Genomic DNA, 16,877 nt, shown 5'->3' with positions numbered 1-16,877 from the left:
AGATTATAGCTACCCTTTCACCGAACCGGCCGTAACCTGGATGAAGGTTTTATTGGCCAGAATATACGCCAGCAGCATCGGCAGGATGGACAGGCAGGCCCCGGCCATCATCAGATGGATCTGCATCGCGGCCGAGGAGCCGTAGCGGAGATTCGCCAGCCCGACAGTCAGCGTCTGCAGCTTCGGATTGGTCATCGTGAATACCAGCGGCAGGATGTATTCGTTCCAGGAATGGCGGAAAGCGAATAATCCGGCTACACCAAGGCCGGGAGTCAGCAGCGGCAGAATGATGCGGAAGAAGGTGCGGATGAAGCCGGAGCCGTCGACCATGGCAGCCTCATCCAGCTCTCTCGGAATCGCTTTGAAGAAGCCCTGTAGCATGAAGAAGGTACTGGAATGGGCACTGACCAGAATCAGTATGACTCCCCACAGCGTCGTATTCAAATGCAGCGCAACCATCAGATCGAACTGCGGGCGCAGCACAATCGCACCAACCGAGATGAACATCATGGACGCCTGCACCGTGACATATATCCGTTTGCCGGGGAACTCACGCCGGTCCACCACATAGGCGGCCATTGAGGCTACCAGCAGCGTCCCCACCGTAACCATTACACTCATAAAAGCACTGTTCCAGGTATAGCGGGCGAAGTTGGCCTGTTTCCAGGCTTCCGCATAGTTGGCGAATTGCAGCTTCGCCGGAAGCAGGCTGCCGCCGGTCATCATTTCTGCCCCTGTCTTCAGCGAGCCTGCCAGCGTCATCAGCAGCGGAAACAGGGTCAGGAGCGCTGTTGCCAGCAGGAACAGCCACATCACCGTCCGGACCGCTATTCTTCCGGCATGGCCGCCGGGCTCCCGGGGGACGGACTGCTTCAGCCCGGCCGGCTGCTTGGATATCACATGTTCGTTCATTTGAATCAACCTCCTAATACACCTTGTTCATTTTGCGGCTGAAGAAGAAATACAGTCCGGTAACCGCTCCGACAATCACGGCGGAGGCGAAGCCCACGGCACTGCCGTAGCCCAGCTGCTGCGCTACCGGCGAACCGGTGGATACAGGGAACAACAGCTTGTAGAGATAGAGATACATGACCTCGGTTTTGCCGATCGGTCCGCCTTCTGTAATGACCATGATGCTCTCATAGCCCTTCAGGGAAGCGATAATCGCCAGCATAATGACCATCTGGGCAACCGGAGCCAGCATCGGAAGCGTAATATTCCAGAAGCGTCTTCCGGCGTTCGCCCCGTCAATGGCCGCGCTCTCGTACAGATCCTGCGGAATACTCTGCAGCCCGGCGAGAAAGAGCAGCATATAGTTGCCGACCGCGCCCCAGACCGCCACGATAATTACCGTCAGCATCGCATGCTTCGGACCAAGCCAGTCAATCGGCTGTGAGACCAGGTGCAGCTTCATCAGAACCGTGTTAACCATCCCGTTATATGAATTGAAGATGTTATAAAAAACAACGGAGATCACTGCCGTACTGATCACGGTCGGCATGAAATAGATGCCCCTGAGCAGATTAGACCCGCGCAGTTTGCCATTCAAAATAACCGCCAGCAGCAGGGACAGCGGCAGGGTCAGCAGCAGCTTGCCTCCGGCAAAGACAAAGGTATTGCGGACCGATTCCCAGAACAGGGCGTCCCGCAGCAGCCGGCGGAAATTGTCCAGCCCGATGAACAGTGCCTCGCCATATCCGGCATAATCATAGAACATATAGCGCAGCATCCAGAACAGCGGATAGATGCCAAGGGTAATCGTCAGAATAATGCTTGGCGCAAGGAACAGGGAATTCTCCCCGAGCCTTCTCCATTTGTAAATCATATGTTGTCCTCCTTCGGGGAAAGCAAAGGGGCTGCGCCGGGAATCCCGTACAAGCCCCTTCCTAACCTGTTATTCTCCCTGCGGTTTCAGCGGATCAAAGGCAGGGTCCGGCGTAACGGTAACCTCGCCCTTTTCTACAGCTTTGGTCAAGGCGGCATTGTATCTTGTGTTCAAATCTTCAGTAATGGCCTTGGCGTCTCCGCCTGCAAGGATATATTTGAAGAAAGCATCCGCATAGGTAGAGCCCTCAGGAGTAACACTTGGCACTGCAGGCCAGAGCGAGTCATGCTCGCCGACCAGGAACCCTTCCATGCCGTTAATTTCGGGATTGTTGGCCTGTTCTACAATGGTTGGCACTACGGCAATCCCGAAGCCCTTCTCATGATACGTCTTCAGAATATCGTCACCGTACATGTATTGCATGAATTTCCAGGCCGCCTCCTGATGCGCTGATTTGGCACTGATGCCGAGCCAGGTACCGGCGGATACGATTTCAGAGGTTCCTTTAATCTGTCCATCCAGTGTTGGAGCCAGGGCACCCGCCCAGTTGATTTCAGTCGGGAACTGGTCCTGATACACGCCCGGCTCTGTCGAGAAGGAGAGGTACATCCCGATTTTGCCTGCCGCAAACTGGGCGCGCAGCGGGTCGATGTCCAGTGTCTCTGCACCTGGCAGAATGCTGCCGTCTTCATACATCTGCTTGAAGTACTCGATGGTCTGCGAGTAAGGTGCGAAATCAAACTGCCCTGTCTTCAGGTCAAAGCCGAGTCCCTGATAGCCGCTCAAGGACAGAATCTCCCGGATCGAACGGTCAAAAGCCGATTTCGGACTTTTGAAATTCAGCGCGAAGCCATAGACACCTTCGGATTTGCCGGCTTCGGTAATTTTGCGGGCATCATCGACCATTTCCTGCAGCGATACCGGAGGATTGTCAATACCCGCTTTAGCAAAAAGGTCCTTGTTGTAGATCAGGCGCAAGGTGAGGCCGGTATTAGCTAATGAGTACACCTTGCCGTCAAAACGGTTAACATTGTCGATGATTACGCTGCTGAATTTCGTTTTGATGTCATCGGTAAGATAACCGTCAATCGGTGCCAGATATCCTTTTTTGACAAATTCGGCTGTATTGCCGCTCTTCAGACGGAGCAGATCCGGTGCCTGATTGCTGGTAAAAGCGATATCGACGCTCTGCGCGTAGTTCTCGGACATCACCGTCAGCTCCACCTGGATATTCTCGCCGTTCGTCTCATTGAACTTGTTGATCAGCTCTTTGATATATTCCTGGTCATGACGGTCGTCCGTCCAGTATTTAAGCTGTACAGGCTCGCTTGTGGCAGTATTGCCGCCAGCAGCAGCCGTTGCTGCTGGAGCTGCCGTACCCGCTTCAGGTGCTTCAGTTGCCGCACCCTTGTTGCTGTTCCCGCCGCCGCAGCCTGCGATTCCTGCCGCCAGCATAAGGCTCAAGCTGAGACCCAACCATTTTTTCTGCATACATTCTACCCCTTTGATTAACATTTGTATTGTGAGCTCGTTTTTTATTATAAGCCCCCTCCCCCGCAAAAGGAGTACGGCAGACTCACTCTCTAGGGACAGAAATCAATGGTTCTTATCTACTGGATGTTCCTTGTCCGGCCAGATTTCCAGCCTCATCGTATTTCCGGATATACGCCAGCAATTCTTCAAAATTAACCCACGATATCCCCGCCTTCTGATCTGCCGCGCCATAAGACATGATTAAATCATCGCCCAAGACAATGCCTCCGGTCGTAAACAGGCAAGGTGTCGGGTAATCCTCCGGCATTTCCCAATCCCGCTCGGCATACATCAGACGGTCGGAGCACCGGTGAATAACAGCCGGGAAATCATTATCCTGCTCCCTGAGGATCATGAAGGATTGCGTGTACCCGAACTGTACATTTTTCTTCGCGTGATAGGGTACCAGCCACTCTCTATTCCCCAAGGCTATCGGCGGCCAGCTGGCGCCTACCCGGTTCTCCTCCCAATCAAAGACCGGATAAGTCAGCAGTCTGTGCACCGCTTTGGGCGAGGCCAAATCCGCTATGGATTCCGCTGCTGCCATATAAATCGATGGCTTACCCGCCTTCTCTCCCCCTTCAAAGGGGAGGACATTCATCGGCCGGTGCAGCATAAGATATTGCATTTTACCGGCAATCTTCATTTTCCGGGGAAACAAAAACACGTCGCGGTTGTCGCTGACCTGTCCCTCAGTGAGCGGACCTACATACTGAAAAGCGCTTTCATATTCACCCTGCTTCAGCTTATCCAGATTAAGCTTGTAGAGCACACTGACGGTGTCATTGGCCCGGGCCGATTGAATGAACGGGTCTGCCTCATCTCCGGCAAAAATCCAATCGGGAACATATTCAAACCGCGTCTGCACCGGAGGCTGCTGGCTGCTGAGCCAATAGGGGCCAGGGGGAAACGGCCGGCAGGCCACCGTGACGTATAACTCCTCTTCGACATAAAAGATACGCGGGTCCTCCACACAGCCATTGGCATAATTCCGCACTTCATTTCCGTAAATATCCGTGATGTACAGCTCGTGCTCCTCATACCCCAGTGCGGGCGCCAGAGCGGGTCTAGAGAAGTCCGCCTCCCAGGTTTCTCCCGCATCCCTGCTGCACGCATAACCCAGAAAAATCGGATACGGATCATGACAGCCCTCTCTTCTTTTGTGCGTCCATGGTCCGGTGGCCCGGAATAGCATATGGATTTCATCAGAATCAGGGTCTTTAATAATAGCCGGATTCAACACCATTTTATCCGCCCAATCACAGCCTGGTACAGGCTCAAGAGCCGGTTTGTCCAAATAGCGGAATTTCGGTTTCTTCGGTTTCATAGTTTCATAGTTCCTCCTGTTATACATCATACGATAAGGGCGTTTCCCGTTTTTCAGGAATCACCTTATCATACGAAACCCCTGATTTCAAAAGCCTTTTGCTCTAAAAACAGCTTCCGGATGAAAACAGTAAGATCCGTCAAATCAAAAAGGAAGATCCATCATTCCCGCCTGGCCGGCCAGCGGTTATGATAATTTCTGCAGGTGAAATCAGGCATTAGGAGGCATACTATGAACCGGGAACAAGTGTATGATATTGTCATTTACGGCGGAACCGCTGCAGGGATTACAGCTGCTGTCCAAGCCGCAAAAATGGGCAAAACCGTGGTGGTAATCGAGCAGGGACAGCGTATTGGGGGCTTGACCAGCGGAGGTCTGGGAGATACGGATGTGGGAATGAAGCAGGCGGTCGGCGGCCTGGCCCTGGAATTCTACCGGCGGATAGCCCGGAAATATAATCAGGACGGGGCACGCTGGCTGTTCGAACCCAAGGTGGCGCTCGAAGTATTGCAGGACCTGGTAGCCGAACACCAAATCGAAGTTGTCTGCGGTGATAGGCTTGAGCTTCAGGAGGGGGTGACCAGACAAGGCACGACAATCACTTCTATACGCATGGAATCGGGGAACATCTATAGGGGCAGGATGTTTATTGACGCTACGTATGAAGGCGATCTGATGGGCAAATCGGGTGTATCCTATACTGTCGGCCGGGAGCCGAATTCAGCTTACGGAGAGACGCTAAACGGTATTCAGCCCGGCGACGAGCTGAATGAGCTTCCAGCCGGTATTGATCCCTATATCATTAAAGGAGTACCTTCAAGCGGCTTGCTTCCGCGTGTCAATGCTACCCGCGGCGGCGGCATCGGTGACGGTGACAACAAGCTTCAGGCATATAACTTCCGCATGTGCCTGACGGACAAGCCCGGCAACCGCCTGGAGATTGGAAAGCCTGAGGGGTATAACGAGGCCGATTATGAAATTCTGTTCCGGGCCATTGAGCAGGGACAGCGCTCCCGTTTCTTCAAATTAAACCGGGTTACTGCAGAGAAGACGGACTCCAATAACAATAGCGGCATTTCAACGGATTACAATGGAATGAACCATAGCTATGCGGAGGCGGATTATCCGGCAAGAGAAGCAATATGGGAGGCCCACCGCATCTATCAGCAAGGTTATGTCTGGACTCTGCAGAATCATCCGCGGGTGCCGGAGGACATCCGGGCGGTCTACAAGCCGTGGGGGCTGCCGCTTGATGAATTCACGGACAGCGGCCACTGGACGCCCCAATTATATATCAGGGAATCCCGCAGAATGATCGGCGATTATGTGGTTACTGAGCATGATGTCAGACTGGACAACCCGGTGCCCGATTCCATCGGAATGGGCTCCTTCGCCATGGACTCGCACCACACCCAATACTATGTGAACGAAGACGGTCATGTAAGCACAGAGGGCGGATTCTATGTGAGGCTGGCTGCGCCTTACCCGATCAGCTACCGGGCGGTTGTGCCGAAACGGACGGAATGCACCAATCTGATCGTACCGGTATGTGTATCTGCTACCCATGCAGCCTACGGCTCGATCCGTATGGAGCCAGTCTTCATGATCCTGGGGCAATCGGCTGCTGCGGCTGCCGCGCTGGCGCTTGATGCGGACGGGATTGTTCAGAATGTAGAGGTGGAGAAGCTGCATTCCATCCTGCTTCAAGAAAATCAGGTTTTGTATACAGACGTCTAATCTGTGCATCCATCCGGATGGAACCGGAACCCGAATTTGCGCCGGTATTCTCCCGGAGAATGTTCAAAGTGTCCCCGAAACATCCGGCAGAAATGGGCATAGCTCTGGAAGCCCGTTTTGTCGGCAATCTGTTCAAGCGTCAGACCACTGTACAGCACCTGCTGCTGCGCAAGCTTCAGTCTGACGCTGATACAGTAGGCGAACATGGATTGGCCAAATGCAGCCTTGAACAGATAGGAGCAGCGGGACACACTTAACCCGGCCGAGGCCGATATCTGCTCCAGGCTAAGCGGTTCATGGGCATGGTTGTCTATGAATAACTTAAGCTTGTACGCGGTATCCACTCCCTTGGTGCGCGGATTGACCCCAATCACATGCTCCAGGGTCAGGCAAAACGTTCTCAGAAGATAGTCCATGATCTCGTCCAGGTTTTGCATCATTTTTTTCTTCTCGCTGATGATATGCTTCCATAGCGTAAGCACCGTATCGTCAAAACCGATATTCGTTTTTACGGGCAGGCTTGTGTTAGCCCACCACGAGTCCAGCCACTCCCCCTTGCCGGCCAGGAAATAGTCCGAAGCAGGCTGAGTCTCACCCGATGCCGTTACGCTTCGGGGCTGAACGTTTAGTCCGTAGGGCTGACCGGGAGGATAAATGAGCAGGTCTCCGGGGATGATGGTCTCGTAATTGCCCGCCACCAGCGCCCGGCAGGTACCTTCCGCCTGAAACCGGAACAGATAGTAGGTCAGCCCCTCTTCGTACTTAACGGAGTGGGGCTTCGTGTGTGCGAAATAATTAGCATAAATGACGCCGGAACGTTGCGGATCTGGCTTCGTCATCGGTAAGGTTTCTCCTCCGGACGGTCAGGATGATAGCCTGCCCTGAATTCCGAAGGTGTCTGCCCGGTGATCTTCTTGAACATTTCGCTGAAATACCGCCGCTCCTCGTAACCTGCTGCAAGGGCGACCTCCTGCACCGGCATCCCTTCTACCAGCAGCGCTTTGGCCTTCTGGATCTTCTCCATGGTCACATACTGGGTGACCGTCATACCGGTCACCTTCTTAAAAAGACTGGAGTAGTAGCTCGCGCTGAGATGGACGTGAGCGGCGCAATCCCCTACCGTTATATCCTCAGAGAGATGGCTCTGAATATAATCGAGTGAGGCATAGATGACCTTCTGCCCCTCGGACAGGCTGTTCTTGCGCACCAGTGCGGCCCCTTCCACGCATAACTCCAGCAGCTGCCGCTGGAGAGAAGCCAGCGGCAGTCCGGCTGTTCCCTGAACAGCCCTGAACCTCTGGATCAGCGGCTGGATATCCGCATAAGGAATCAGCTCATAGAAGCTCCGGATCGCCGAGGCAGCCAGCTCATCGTACAGGCTGAGCAGATAGTCCGGATTCTGCCGGGAGACCAGACTCTGGAGGCTTGTCGAGATATCCTCCAGAATAGCCTCTGCCTTGCCGGCATTGCCGGAGCGCAGCGCCAGCAGCAGCTCGTCCTTGTATTCCAGGGACAGCGGCTCCTGGCTGCCGGCCGGGAGAATATCGTCATAGCGGATGGCTGCATTGCCTTCTGTGAACAGATGATAGGCCAGCGCCCGATTGGCCTGCAGATAGGAATCAGGCAACTCACTCGTCTCCTCCACCCTGCCTCCGACCCCGACCGATACGGTGAACTTGGTGTAGCGTTCAATATTCCGGCAGCAGCGTTCCGCAATCTCCACTGCACTGACCGCGCTGCAATCATTCATAACCGCCAGATAGCGGTTATGTCTGGCGCGGAAGACTACGCAGCGCGCATATTCGGCAATCGTCTCCTGCGTGATATTGAGCAGCGAGAAGCGGATCAGCTCCACCTCGCGGATGGACAGCTCGGCTGCCCGCTCCTGAAAGTGATCGATCTCAAGCAGCATTACCACAAACCCCTGCGGGTTCAGATCGATATTCAGGAATTCCCAGCGGGCCGCCGCCTGCTCCCAAGCTGTACGGTGGCTGACCAGCAGGGCGAAATATTCCTGCCGCAGCACCGGCAGACTCTCCCGCAATCTTTTTTCCATCTCCCGCAGGGTAAGCAGCTTCGACCGTTCTTCCATAATCTCCGCCTTCGCCCGCAGCACCGCCGTCATAATATCCTCTTCCGTAAACGGCTTGACGACGAAGTCAAAAGCACCAAGCTGGACAGCCTGCTGCGCATATTCAAAATCGGCATAGCCGCTGATCAGAATCACCTTACAGTCCCGGTGGCGTTCCAGCACGGCCCGCAGCATGGACAGTCCATCCATCCTCGGCATCCGTATATCCGTAATGACAAGATCCGGGCGCAGCTCCGAGATCATGTCCAGCCCATCCTCCCCGTTGGCTGCCGTACCCGTCACCCGGATACCCTGCTGCGCCCAATTCATGCAGGTGAGTCCTGCGACTACGCTTTTGATATCGTCTATAATGCACAAGCTGATCACACCATTATCGTCCATCCTGATGCTCCTCTCTCTTGGGTAAAGAAATGATGACCGCCGTTCCCTTGCCTGGCCCGCTGTCCACCCGGAACACCGCACCGTCCCCGTAATACAGCTGCAGCCTGCAGATCAGATTGGACACGGCATACCCCTTATCGGATTCCCGCCAGAACAGCGCACGGACCTGATCCTCCTCCATGCCTGCTCCATTGTCGCGGACAGTAAGGCACCAGCGTTCTCCCTCATCCAATATCTCTATATCAATCACTCCGCCGCTCTCCAGATCGCAGAAACCATGCAGGATGCTGTTCTCCACCAGCGGCTGCAGCAGAATGCGCGGAATAGGGAGTGTATTCAGCGCTTCATCCTCTACGTGGATTTCATAACGGAACAACCCTTCATAGCAGCTGCACTGCAGCTCCAGATACTGGCGGACATGCTCCAGCTCCTTGGACAGCGTGGTGATTTCCTGCCCCTTATTCAGCCCCAGCTGAAACAGCCGGGACAGTGACACTACCATTCGCTGCGACTGCTCCACCTGCTTCAGATTCAGCTTCCAGTAGATCGTATTCAGCGTGTTGTACAGGAAGTGGGGGTCCATCTGCGCCGACAGCGCCTTGATCTCCGCCGAGCGTTTATTCGTCTCTGCCTCGGTGACTTCACCGATCAGCACCACAATCTGCTCAAGCATCCGGTTGAACCGGATACCGACCTGAGCCAGCTCATCCCCGCTGCTGCTCTCGAACCGGGCGGTCAGATCGTTGCTTTCCACCTTTTTCATCACCTTCATCAGCCCCTGCAGCGGCCTCAGCAGATAACGGGTAAATGCGCCGGATACCATCATTGTGACTGTAAAGGCGGCGAGGGCCACCACCACAAGCATCCACTTGACATAGATCATATCCTTCAGCACGCTGGCTTTGGACTGGATTGTGGTCATCGTCCAATCTGCGATGCCCAGATGGGCATAGTTCAGCAGATAGGATTCACCGCCCAGCCTGAACGTATTGCTGAGATCCCGGCTGCTGCTGATCCTACCGGTCAGATGACTGCCCTCCACCGCCTGCCGGACCAGCGGGTCCTTCACAGAATACACAGGCTCACCTGAAGCGTTCAGCAGGAAGCTGCGCGCCCCGCCCCCGGTACCTCCGCTTACCAGCTTGCGGAAGCCGTCTTCGCGGATATTGACTACGATATAGACACCGCTGACCGGAGTATCGAATATGGGATCCAGAATCAGTGAGATCACCCGGTCCTTGCCGGAGAACAGCATATCCTCATGGCCCTCGACCCACAGGTTCTTCTTCTCCTGTTCAATGCGCTCATATAGAAACGTATCCTTGAATTCCGTCAGCCGGTTGCGGTTCATCGACGACGGGTAGAACTCCCCGATCGGCGTGGACACATAGATGGACTGAATCAGCGGCTCGGCAATCCGCGCCTGCGAGAAAACGTTATCAAGATCATTCAGATGGGTATAATATCTGCCTGTGTCCCCGGAGACGACATCCCTCATCATATCGTGAAAAGGCTGGCTGATCATAAAGGTCATCATAATCAGTGTCAGCTTGTTCAGCTTCTCGTCGATGATCTGTGCCGATTTGACGACGGTATCCTGGGTGAGCTTCAGCGCATTCTTCTCCAGGATCGCCGCCGAGATGGAATAGGACAGTCCACCGGTCATCAGCACAGAGAGGAGAATCACAGCCAGGAATGCGGTTTTTAATTTACTGCGGAACGATTGCTTCCGGAAATAGTCCAAGTTCTTCACGCCTTCCTCTGTACATGCCTGCTCTTCGATTATGTCACCCGGACCCGGGGCCGGGCAATAAGCGGCTTAAGATACAGTGAAATCACCGTATGCGGAGCATGGATTTACCGTATGTACAAGGGGAGGGGAACCAATTTCCCCGCTCCAATCTGATTCGAGGGGATTTCCTCCGCTCCAACCCGATTCGAGGGAATTGTTCCCGCCCATTCCACCAGTTCCCCGTCCCAGCCGGATTCAGAGGGATTTCTCCCTCTCCTTTCGGCAGGCAGCCTCTTTCTGAAAAATAAAGTCGAGTTGGCACCCTAATGTATGAGGTTTTATGGCTGAAGCGGATTTGCATGTTAGCACTTCCGCATGTTCTCTGCAAGTGCTTGGCGGAGCTTATCAAAGCCCATCTGCCCGGACAACCAACTAATCAAACGGACTGAAAATCCGCTATTTGCCCAAATCTGGCAGATTTGCTGGCTAAGCGGACTCAGATTCCATTAATGGGCCCGCCGCCCAATTCATGCCCAAATGAACAAAATAGCTGATTCTCAGTCCGCTTAAACCTCAGAAAAGGGGTTTTCCGGAAAATAGGGTCTTTTCAGTCCGCTTCATCTGCTGACGGTACGCTTACCTGCTCCAGCAACCAACAACCAACAGCCAACAACCAGCAAGCAACAGCCAGCAAATAGCAAACAGCAAACAGCAGCCAGCCAGCAACCAGCAGCCAATAACCAGCAAGCAACAAGCAACGGCCAACAATCAGCAGCCAACTATCAGCAACCAACAGCCAACAACCAGCAAGCAACAGCCAGCACCCAGTAGCCAATAACCAGCAAGCAACAAGTAACTAGTAACTAGTAACTAGCTTATTTCGCCAGCTTCTGCCCGGCAAAGAAAAAAAATCACCCGCAAGGCAAATTGAGCTGGAGCTTATAAAATTATGGAGTTGATGGAGTTGATGGAGCCTGTGCAGCTTAAGTAGATTAAGGCCACCCACGCCACGCCACGCCACTCCAGACAGACTACTTCCGGGCAGCCGCCGGTGAAATCAAGTGTACTTTTGCCCCTCATTTCCTCCTGCTGCCCACTTTCGGCAGATTCAGGGGCACTTTTTCCCTTCATTCCCGCCTGCCGCCCGCTCTCGGCGGATTCAGGGGCACTTTTGCCCCTCATTCCCGCCTGCTGCCCGCTTTCGGCGGATTCAGGGGCACTTTTGCCCCTCATTCCCGCCTGCCGCCCGCTTTCGGCAGGTTCAGGGGCACTAATGCCCCTCATTCCCGCCTGCTGCCCACTTTCGGCAGATTCAGGGGCACTTTTGCCCCTCATTCCCGCCTGCCACCCGCTTTCGGCGAATTCAGGGGCACTAATGCCCCTCATTCCCGTCTGCCTCCCGCTTTCGGCGGCTTCAGAAGGATTTATCCCTTTGACTGGCAGATCCGCTCCACATCCCAATGAAACTTATCCGCAACAGGCGAAACTCATGATTCCCTACAGTAACCTAACCAAAAAGCCCGCTTGAATTCCGGTAACATCCCGGCTTCAAACAGGCTCTAGTGCTGCGGTATTTGTATACTTTGCTGCAAATACCCTACAATTGCTTTTACTTTACTTTACTTTTGCTTTTACTGTTACTTTACTTTTACTCTTACTCTTGCCTTTACTGGTGTTACTCTTATTTCTGTTGTCACTGTAATCCGAATTTATCTAAGAGGAGCTGAGAATGGGCTGGCTTACCCTTGCAGAATCCCGCTCTGCCCCACAATTCTCAGCCACTCTGCAGCGATCAGATCATGCCCGGCCGCCGTTGGATGCACACCGTCCCAGACCCAGTATACGGCATCCGTTCTTGCTGCGGCCGCCTCAAAAACGTCCTGAAGCGGTACATGCACAGCCTCGAACTCCTCCGCAAGGCTGCGGACAACCTCCTGATAATGAGTCAGGATCTTCAGCCATTCCGGCCAATTCTCTGCCGGTGCCCCTACCTTCAGGAGAAAGGGCTCGCAGAGTACAAGCCGGGTCTGCGGCAGCACTTCGCGTGTCTCTTCCAGTACATGGCGGTAAGCGCGTTCGAAGCGGTCCGTGATGCCGCCCGGGTCGCCCATCATCGTTCTCCAGATATCATTAACCCCGACCAGGATACTGAGCACATCCGGCTGCAGATAGATCGCATCCTCATTCCAGCGCGCATACAGATCGGAGATCCGGTCTCCGCTCACCCCGCGGTTATGGAATACCGGCCGCTGCTCCGCCAGCTCATTGCCTAATTTGCTGCCAACTATGTATGCATAGCCGTGCCCGAGGATATGGTTAAGATCATTGCCCCGGTCACGGTTGCCATCTGTAATGGAATCCCCTTGAAACAGAAATACCTTGTTAGCTCCGGAAATGGATATAGACATGTATACTCACCTTTCGCCTTATAATTTGATTCAATTATATCAGGAGAAAGCGCAATTAGGATTCCGGCTTACTGTGCTTCAGCAAAGCCAATATGTTATTGAGCAGATGCACCTTGCGGATGGGCTTGATAATGATGGAGGCGAACTGCGCTTTGGTCTCCTCGTCCAGATTCGTTCCCAGGGGAGCAAGCAGAATTATGGGCAGCTTCCTGTCCGGAGCAAGCTGACGCATTTGCTTGGCAATCTCTGTAGCCTCTGTGCCCGCAATATCCTTGTCCATAAGGATCAGATCATAATCGTTGTTAGCTGCCAAAAAGTCCATTGCCTGCTTGGCAGTCTCGGCGGAAGTAACTGCCACACTCCAGTCCTCTAGTACCGAAGAGATGACATGCAGGCTGGTCTGATTATCATCAACAACCAGGATTTTAATTGCGTCAAGCACATCTTTCTCGAAGGGAATCGAGGGCAGGCTTGTATATTTTTCGAGATACAGAGTGACTTCCAGCTTCGTCCCTACCCCTTCCCGGCTCTCAACGGAGATCTCTCCCCCCATCAGCTCCACCAGTTGTCTGCAGATTGCCAGTCCCAGTCCGGTGCCTCCGTAATGATGAAGCTCGCTGCTCTGGTGAACCTGGGTATATTTGTTGAACAGCAGCTTCAGTTTGTCTTCCGCAATACCTATTCCAGAATCCTGCACCGTAATCCTTATCCCTATTTCTTCACCGCGGACAGGCAACGATTTCAGCTCGATAAGGATTTCCCCGGCGTGGGTGAACTTCAGGGCGTTGCTTACTATATTCATGATGATCTGGCGTACCTTGGGGGCATCACCCAGAACATACAGGGGAATTTCCGAATCCACATTCAGAATGACTTCCAGATTTTTCTCAAAAGCCTTGGTGGAGAACAAATAGACGCTCTCCTCCAGTGCGGTAATAATATCAAACGGTTCCTTTTCAATGACCAGCTTGCCCGCTTCCATCTTGCTGAAATCCAGAACATCATTCAAAAATTGCAGCAGCTTGGCATTACTCGACTCAATGATCTCCATGTAATACTGCTGCTGCTCGTCCATTTCAGTCGTCATCATCAGATCGGTCATGCCGATAATGCCGTTCATCGGGGTGCGGATTTCATGACTGAGCATGGCAAACAGGTCCAGCTTGGATTGGCTCTGCCGTTCTATGAATTCAACTTTTCGTTCCAAATTCATAATATAGGTGAAAAAATAGGCCATGGCGCTTATTATATCCAGGTCTTCCTTCGTATGCAGGCCGGCTGCAGGGTCCATCAGACAGATCGTCCCCACAGACTCCCCTTGCTCCGTGATCAGAGGAACGCCAATGAACGAGTGTATGCCCCGTGCATGTATAAATTCAAGGGCAGTGGACCCGGGATGATTATGCGTGTCAGCGACCAGTGTCGGCTTATTGTCATTAAGAATAACCAGACTGCGAATAGGATCAAGAAGGGCGAAATTGTCCTCCTCCTTCATGATAGGCGCTTCCCGGTTGAAGGTCCGCAGCAGGGGAACCAAGCCTAAACCGTGAATCGTAATCATAATCGTATTTGACGTAAAAATCTGGCTTAGCAGTTCAATCATCCGGTCTGCAGCATCCTCTAAATTGCAAATGACCGGACTCCGGGTATTCATCTTCTCCATCATCTTTCTAGAACTCCATTCCAAAATCCATATTTACTATTTTACTTATTTTTAATTTCCACAGTGTATGAACTTTGCCCGTTATTCCTATTTGTCACCGTTCATCTTGCACTGCCCGATTGTCCAGTCAGAGCCGGCATTATAAGCCATTGGGATAAGTTAGATAGGAAACTCTCTATGTTCTTACTCTTAATTAAGAGGATATGTTACGATCAACTGGACTGGTCCTCATCATAACAGAAAAAACACAGAGACAACCTAAAAAAGTGCACAAAAAAACTATGAAAGGAATGGGAAGAAGATGAAATACAGAAAACTGGGCAATACAGGACTTAAAGTCAGTGAAATCGGCCTGGGCAGCTGGCTTACTTATGGCACGGCGGCGGAACAGAAGGCGGCAGAATGCCTGTGTTGCCAAAGCTTTTGAATGCGGTATCAATTTCTTTGATACAGCTAATGCCTATAACTGCGGTGAAGGTGAAAAAGCAGTCGGCGCCGCCCTGCGCTCCTATACACGGTCGGATTATGTGCTTAGCACCAAGGTGTTTTTCCCGATGGGCGATGGTGTGAATGACCGCAGGTGGCTGATTTTGCACCTGCAAGATAAGCACCTGCGGGAGGAGAAGATGTCATATTGTGTTCTTATACGACATAGCCCGCCCTGCAATTCAATTTGCAGCAAATACCTGCACTTAAAAGCACCGTCCGGAAATGGGACGGTGCTTTTAAGTAGTTGCAAGCCTATAGCGATAATATTCCTCTTACAATTTGCCTGCCGGCGCGAGGTGTCTGCTGGCATGGGCTGTCTGTACTTTATTGATCAGCTGCTTATAATCCTCTTGCTGCGCAGCCGAAGCCTGCGGCCGATATTGCTCAAACAATCGCACACAGCGGATCACACAGGTCTCGCTGCCCAGTTCCGCCGAAGCCTCCAGGCTTAGGAATAAGTAGCGGAATCCTTGCTCCTGTTCTCCGGCACGCAGGTAATATCCCGCCAGTTCATAGAGCAATTCCGCGTATTTATCCCGCAGGTCCGCTCCCGGCTTGCCATGCCCCGGGGCAGACCACTCCTGCTCTACCTGCGGCAGGAACCGCCCGATCAGCTCATCCACATTCCAGTGAAACCGGTTGGCTGCCTGAACGGCCTTCAGCATTCCGGGGAGCAGGCCGGTGCCGCCCGTGCCGATATACTCCACATAGTTATGAAGCACTTCCAAATCTCCGCACATTAAACGGAACAGATAAGTATTAACTATTGCCTGACTGCTGAAATACTCTTTAATTTGCCGGACTTCCTCTGAATCTTCCACAATCCAGTCCATTTCTGAATATAAAGTTACATAATGCAAAGCACGCTCATATTCGCCCCGCCCGTCACATACCACGGACTGCAACCAGTAGGCGTATAAAATATAGAAGCATAACGGCTTCGGAGGTTCCTTCAGCTCTTTCTGCTTTCTGACTTTGTGATGCTTAATCTCATATTGAATCGCTGTCTTACGGTACAGCTCTTCGGCCAGCAGCCATACCTTATCCCAGTACTGCAATGACAGATAGACATCGGCCAGCTGCTGCAAAGCGCCTAATTGATCGCTCTCATCCAGCCGCTCCACGAAATATTCGAACCGCGTGGCTGCACGGAAATCCGCCTCCCGGTCCTGGCCGACCCTAATGGTGAACAGCCGGTACTGGCATAAGGCCAGACGCTCCGAATGCTGGTATTTCTCACTATCGGCAACGCCCTCATAGAGCAGAGCCGCCGCCTGATAGTTGCCTTGCCCGTAGAATTGCTCCGCTGTATCAAACAGCACAGGGGCATATGTAATATTGTCCATTATAATAAGGACGACCTGCCGGATACACTCCAGTTTGTTCAGCTCCGCGCAGCGGTGGAGGAATGGGCCCAGACGCCGCCAGTCGGGTGTGGAATGAATGACACATTCATCTATATAGAGTTCGTAGAACGCCCCTTCAGCCAGCCCCATCCCGGAGGTAATCCGGTCCAGCTGCTGCATGGCAATGGGACGGTTGCCGTTAATAATACTGCTCAGTGTTCCGGAGTTAACGCCGGATACCCCTGCGAATTGATTAATCGTCATTCCTTCATTTCTTAGGAAAGCGGCCAGCTCCGCTTGAATTGTAGTCTTATGATGCAAACCAATACCGCCCCTCAAAAAAC

The 16,877-nt window shown here is 52.9% G+C and carries 13 protein-coding genes and 1 pseudogene; 2 read left to right on the top strand and 12 right to left on the bottom strand.

Annotation, left to right across the window (positions count from 1 at the left end; all coding sequences use genetic code 11):
- Positions 1-9 precede the first annotated feature (9 nt).
- From NSU01_RS08790 to NSU01_RS08775, 4 genes are all read right to left on the bottom strand, one after another.
- A complete protein-coding gene (locus tag NSU01_RS08790; RefSeq protein ID WP_042134873.1) occupies positions 10-912 on the bottom strand; it encodes a carbohydrate ABC transporter permease in 903 nt (300 codons plus the stop codon).
- 13 nt (positions 913-925) lie between these two features.
- Positions 926-1,825 carry a sugar ABC transporter permease gene (locus tag NSU01_RS08785; protein WP_042134871.1) on the bottom strand — a complete coding sequence of 300 codons (900 nt, stop codon included), beginning with the start codon at positions 1,823-1,825 and terminating at the stop codon, positions 926-928.
- 69 nt (positions 1,826-1,894) lie between these two features.
- Positions 1,895-3,316: an extracellular solute-binding protein gene (locus NSU01_RS08780; protein ID WP_076242836.1), complete on the bottom strand. Its 1,422-nt coding sequence runs from the start codon at positions 3,314-3,316 to the stop codon at positions 1,895-1,897.
- Between the two features lie 115 nt (positions 3,317-3,431).
- A complete protein-coding gene (locus NSU01_RS08775) occupies positions 3,432-4,685 on the bottom strand; it encodes a hypothetical protein (protein ID WP_076242555.1) in 1,254 nt (417 codons plus the stop codon).
- A 231-nt stretch (positions 4,686-4,916) separates the two neighbouring features.
- Between NSU01_RS08775 and NSU01_RS08770 the strand changes: the two genes are divergently transcribed.
- Positions 4,917-6,422, top strand: coding sequence for an FAD-dependent oxidoreductase (locus tag NSU01_RS08770; RefSeq protein WP_076242554.1), 1,506 nt, complete (start codon positions 4,917-4,919; stop codon positions 6,420-6,422).
- Here NSU01_RS08770 and NSU01_RS08765 read toward each other — a convergent pair.
- From NSU01_RS08765 to NSU01_RS08735, 7 genes are all read right to left on the bottom strand, one after another.
- Complete coding sequence (locus NSU01_RS08765) at positions 6,419-7,261, bottom strand: AraC family transcriptional regulator (protein WP_076242553.1); 843 nt, start codon at positions 7,259-7,261, stop codon at positions 6,419-6,421. The two genes, NSU01_RS08770 and NSU01_RS08765, sit on opposite strands and share 4 nt — an antisense overlap.
- On the bottom strand, positions 7,258-8,895 hold the full coding sequence (locus NSU01_RS08760) for a response regulator (protein ID WP_042134864.1): 1,638 nt from the start codon (positions 8,893-8,895) through the stop codon (positions 7,258-7,260). The genes NSU01_RS08765 and NSU01_RS08760 overlap by 4 nt, the downstream gene beginning before the upstream one ends.
- A complete protein-coding gene (locus NSU01_RS08755; protein WP_076242552.1) occupies positions 8,885-10,639 on the bottom strand; it encodes a sensor histidine kinase in 1,755 nt (584 codons plus the stop codon). The genes NSU01_RS08760 and NSU01_RS08755 overlap by 11 nt, the downstream gene beginning before the upstream one ends.
- A gap of 595 nt (positions 10,640-11,234) precedes the next feature.
- Positions 11,235-11,420 (bottom strand): hypothetical protein, encoded by a 186-nt coding sequence (locus tag NSU01_RS08750; protein ID WP_218639428.1) that lies wholly within the window; start codon positions 11,418-11,420, stop codon positions 11,235-11,237.
- A gap of 146 nt (positions 11,421-11,566) precedes the next feature.
- Positions 11,567-12,013, bottom strand: a complete 447-nt coding sequence (locus tag NSU01_RS08745) for a hypothetical protein (RefSeq protein WP_076242550.1) — start codon at positions 12,011-12,013, stop codon at positions 11,567-11,569.
- A 353-nt stretch (positions 12,014-12,366) separates the two neighbouring features.
- Positions 12,367-13,035, bottom strand: a complete 669-nt coding sequence (locus NSU01_RS08740; protein ID WP_076242549.1) for an SGNH/GDSL hydrolase family protein — start codon at positions 13,033-13,035, stop codon at positions 12,367-12,369.
- A gap of 55 nt (positions 13,036-13,090) precedes the next feature.
- Positions 13,091-14,701, bottom strand: a complete 1,611-nt coding sequence (locus NSU01_RS08735) for a GAF domain-containing hybrid sensor histidine kinase/response regulator (RefSeq protein WP_076242548.1) — start codon at positions 14,699-14,701, stop codon at positions 13,091-13,093.
- A gap of 298 nt (positions 14,702-14,999) precedes the next feature.
- On the opposite strand from NSU01_RS08735, the pseudogene NSU01_RS08730 reads away from it, so the two are divergent.
- Positions 15,000-15,276: pseudogene (locus tag NSU01_RS08730) on the top strand (aldo/keto reductase); the annotation flags it as partial.
- A 183-nt stretch (positions 15,277-15,459) separates the two neighbouring features.
- On the opposite strand, the gene NSU01_RS08725 reads toward NSU01_RS08730, so the two are convergent.
- The gene (locus NSU01_RS08725; protein ID WP_179093412.1) at positions 15,460-16,854 is read right to left on the bottom strand and encodes a helix-turn-helix transcriptional regulator; all 1,395 of its coding nucleotides are present in this window, start codon (positions 16,852-16,854) and stop codon (positions 15,460-15,462) included.
- Positions 16,855-16,877 lie beyond the last annotated feature (23 nt).

The organism is Paenibacillus sp. FSL H8-0259, assembly GCF_037963255.1.
Taxonomy (GTDB): domain Bacteria; phylum Bacillota; class Bacilli; order Paenibacillales; family Paenibacillaceae; genus Paenibacillus_AQ; species Paenibacillus_AQ phytohabitans.
This window is presented reverse-complemented; position numbering and strand designations above follow the sequence as displayed.

Excerpts from the sequence above, each read along its gene's own strand:
- NSU01_RS08790 (WP_042134873.1), bottom strand. The coding sequence starts at position 912 with ATGAACGAACATGTGATATCCAAGCAGCCGGCCGGGCTGAAGCAGTCC.
- NSU01_RS08785 (WP_042134871.1), bottom strand. The coding sequence starts at position 1,825 with ATGATTTACAAATGGAGAAGGCTCGGGGAGAATTCCCTGTTCCTTGCG.
- NSU01_RS08780 (WP_076242836.1), bottom strand. The coding sequence starts at position 3,316 with ATGCAGAAAAAATGGTTGGGTCTCAGCTTGAGCCTTATGCTGGCGGCA.
- NSU01_RS08775 (WP_076242555.1), bottom strand. The coding sequence starts at position 4,685 with ATGAAACCGAAGAAACCGAAATTCCGCTATTTGGACAAACCGGCTCTT.
- NSU01_RS08770 (WP_076242554.1), top strand. The coding sequence starts at position 4,917 with ATGAACCGGGAACAAGTGTATGATATTGTCATTTACGGCGGAACCGCT.
- NSU01_RS08765 (WP_076242553.1), bottom strand. The coding sequence starts at position 7,261 with ATGACGAAGCCAGATCCGCAACGTTCCGGCGTCATTTATGCTAATTAT.
- NSU01_RS08760 (WP_042134864.1), bottom strand. The coding sequence starts at position 8,895 with ATGGACGATAATGGTGTGATCAGCTTGTGCATTATAGACGATATCAAA.
- NSU01_RS08745 (WP_076242550.1), bottom strand. The coding sequence starts at position 12,013 with ATGAGGGGCATTAGTGCCCCTGAATTCGCCGAAAGCGGGTGGCAGGCG.
- NSU01_RS08740 (WP_076242549.1), bottom strand. The coding sequence starts at position 13,035 with ATGTCTATATCCATTTCCGGAGCTAACAAGGTATTTCTGTTTCAAGGG.
- NSU01_RS08735 (WP_076242548.1), bottom strand. The coding sequence starts at position 14,701 with ATGATGGAGAAGATGAATACCCGGAGTCCGGTCATTTGCAATTTAGAG.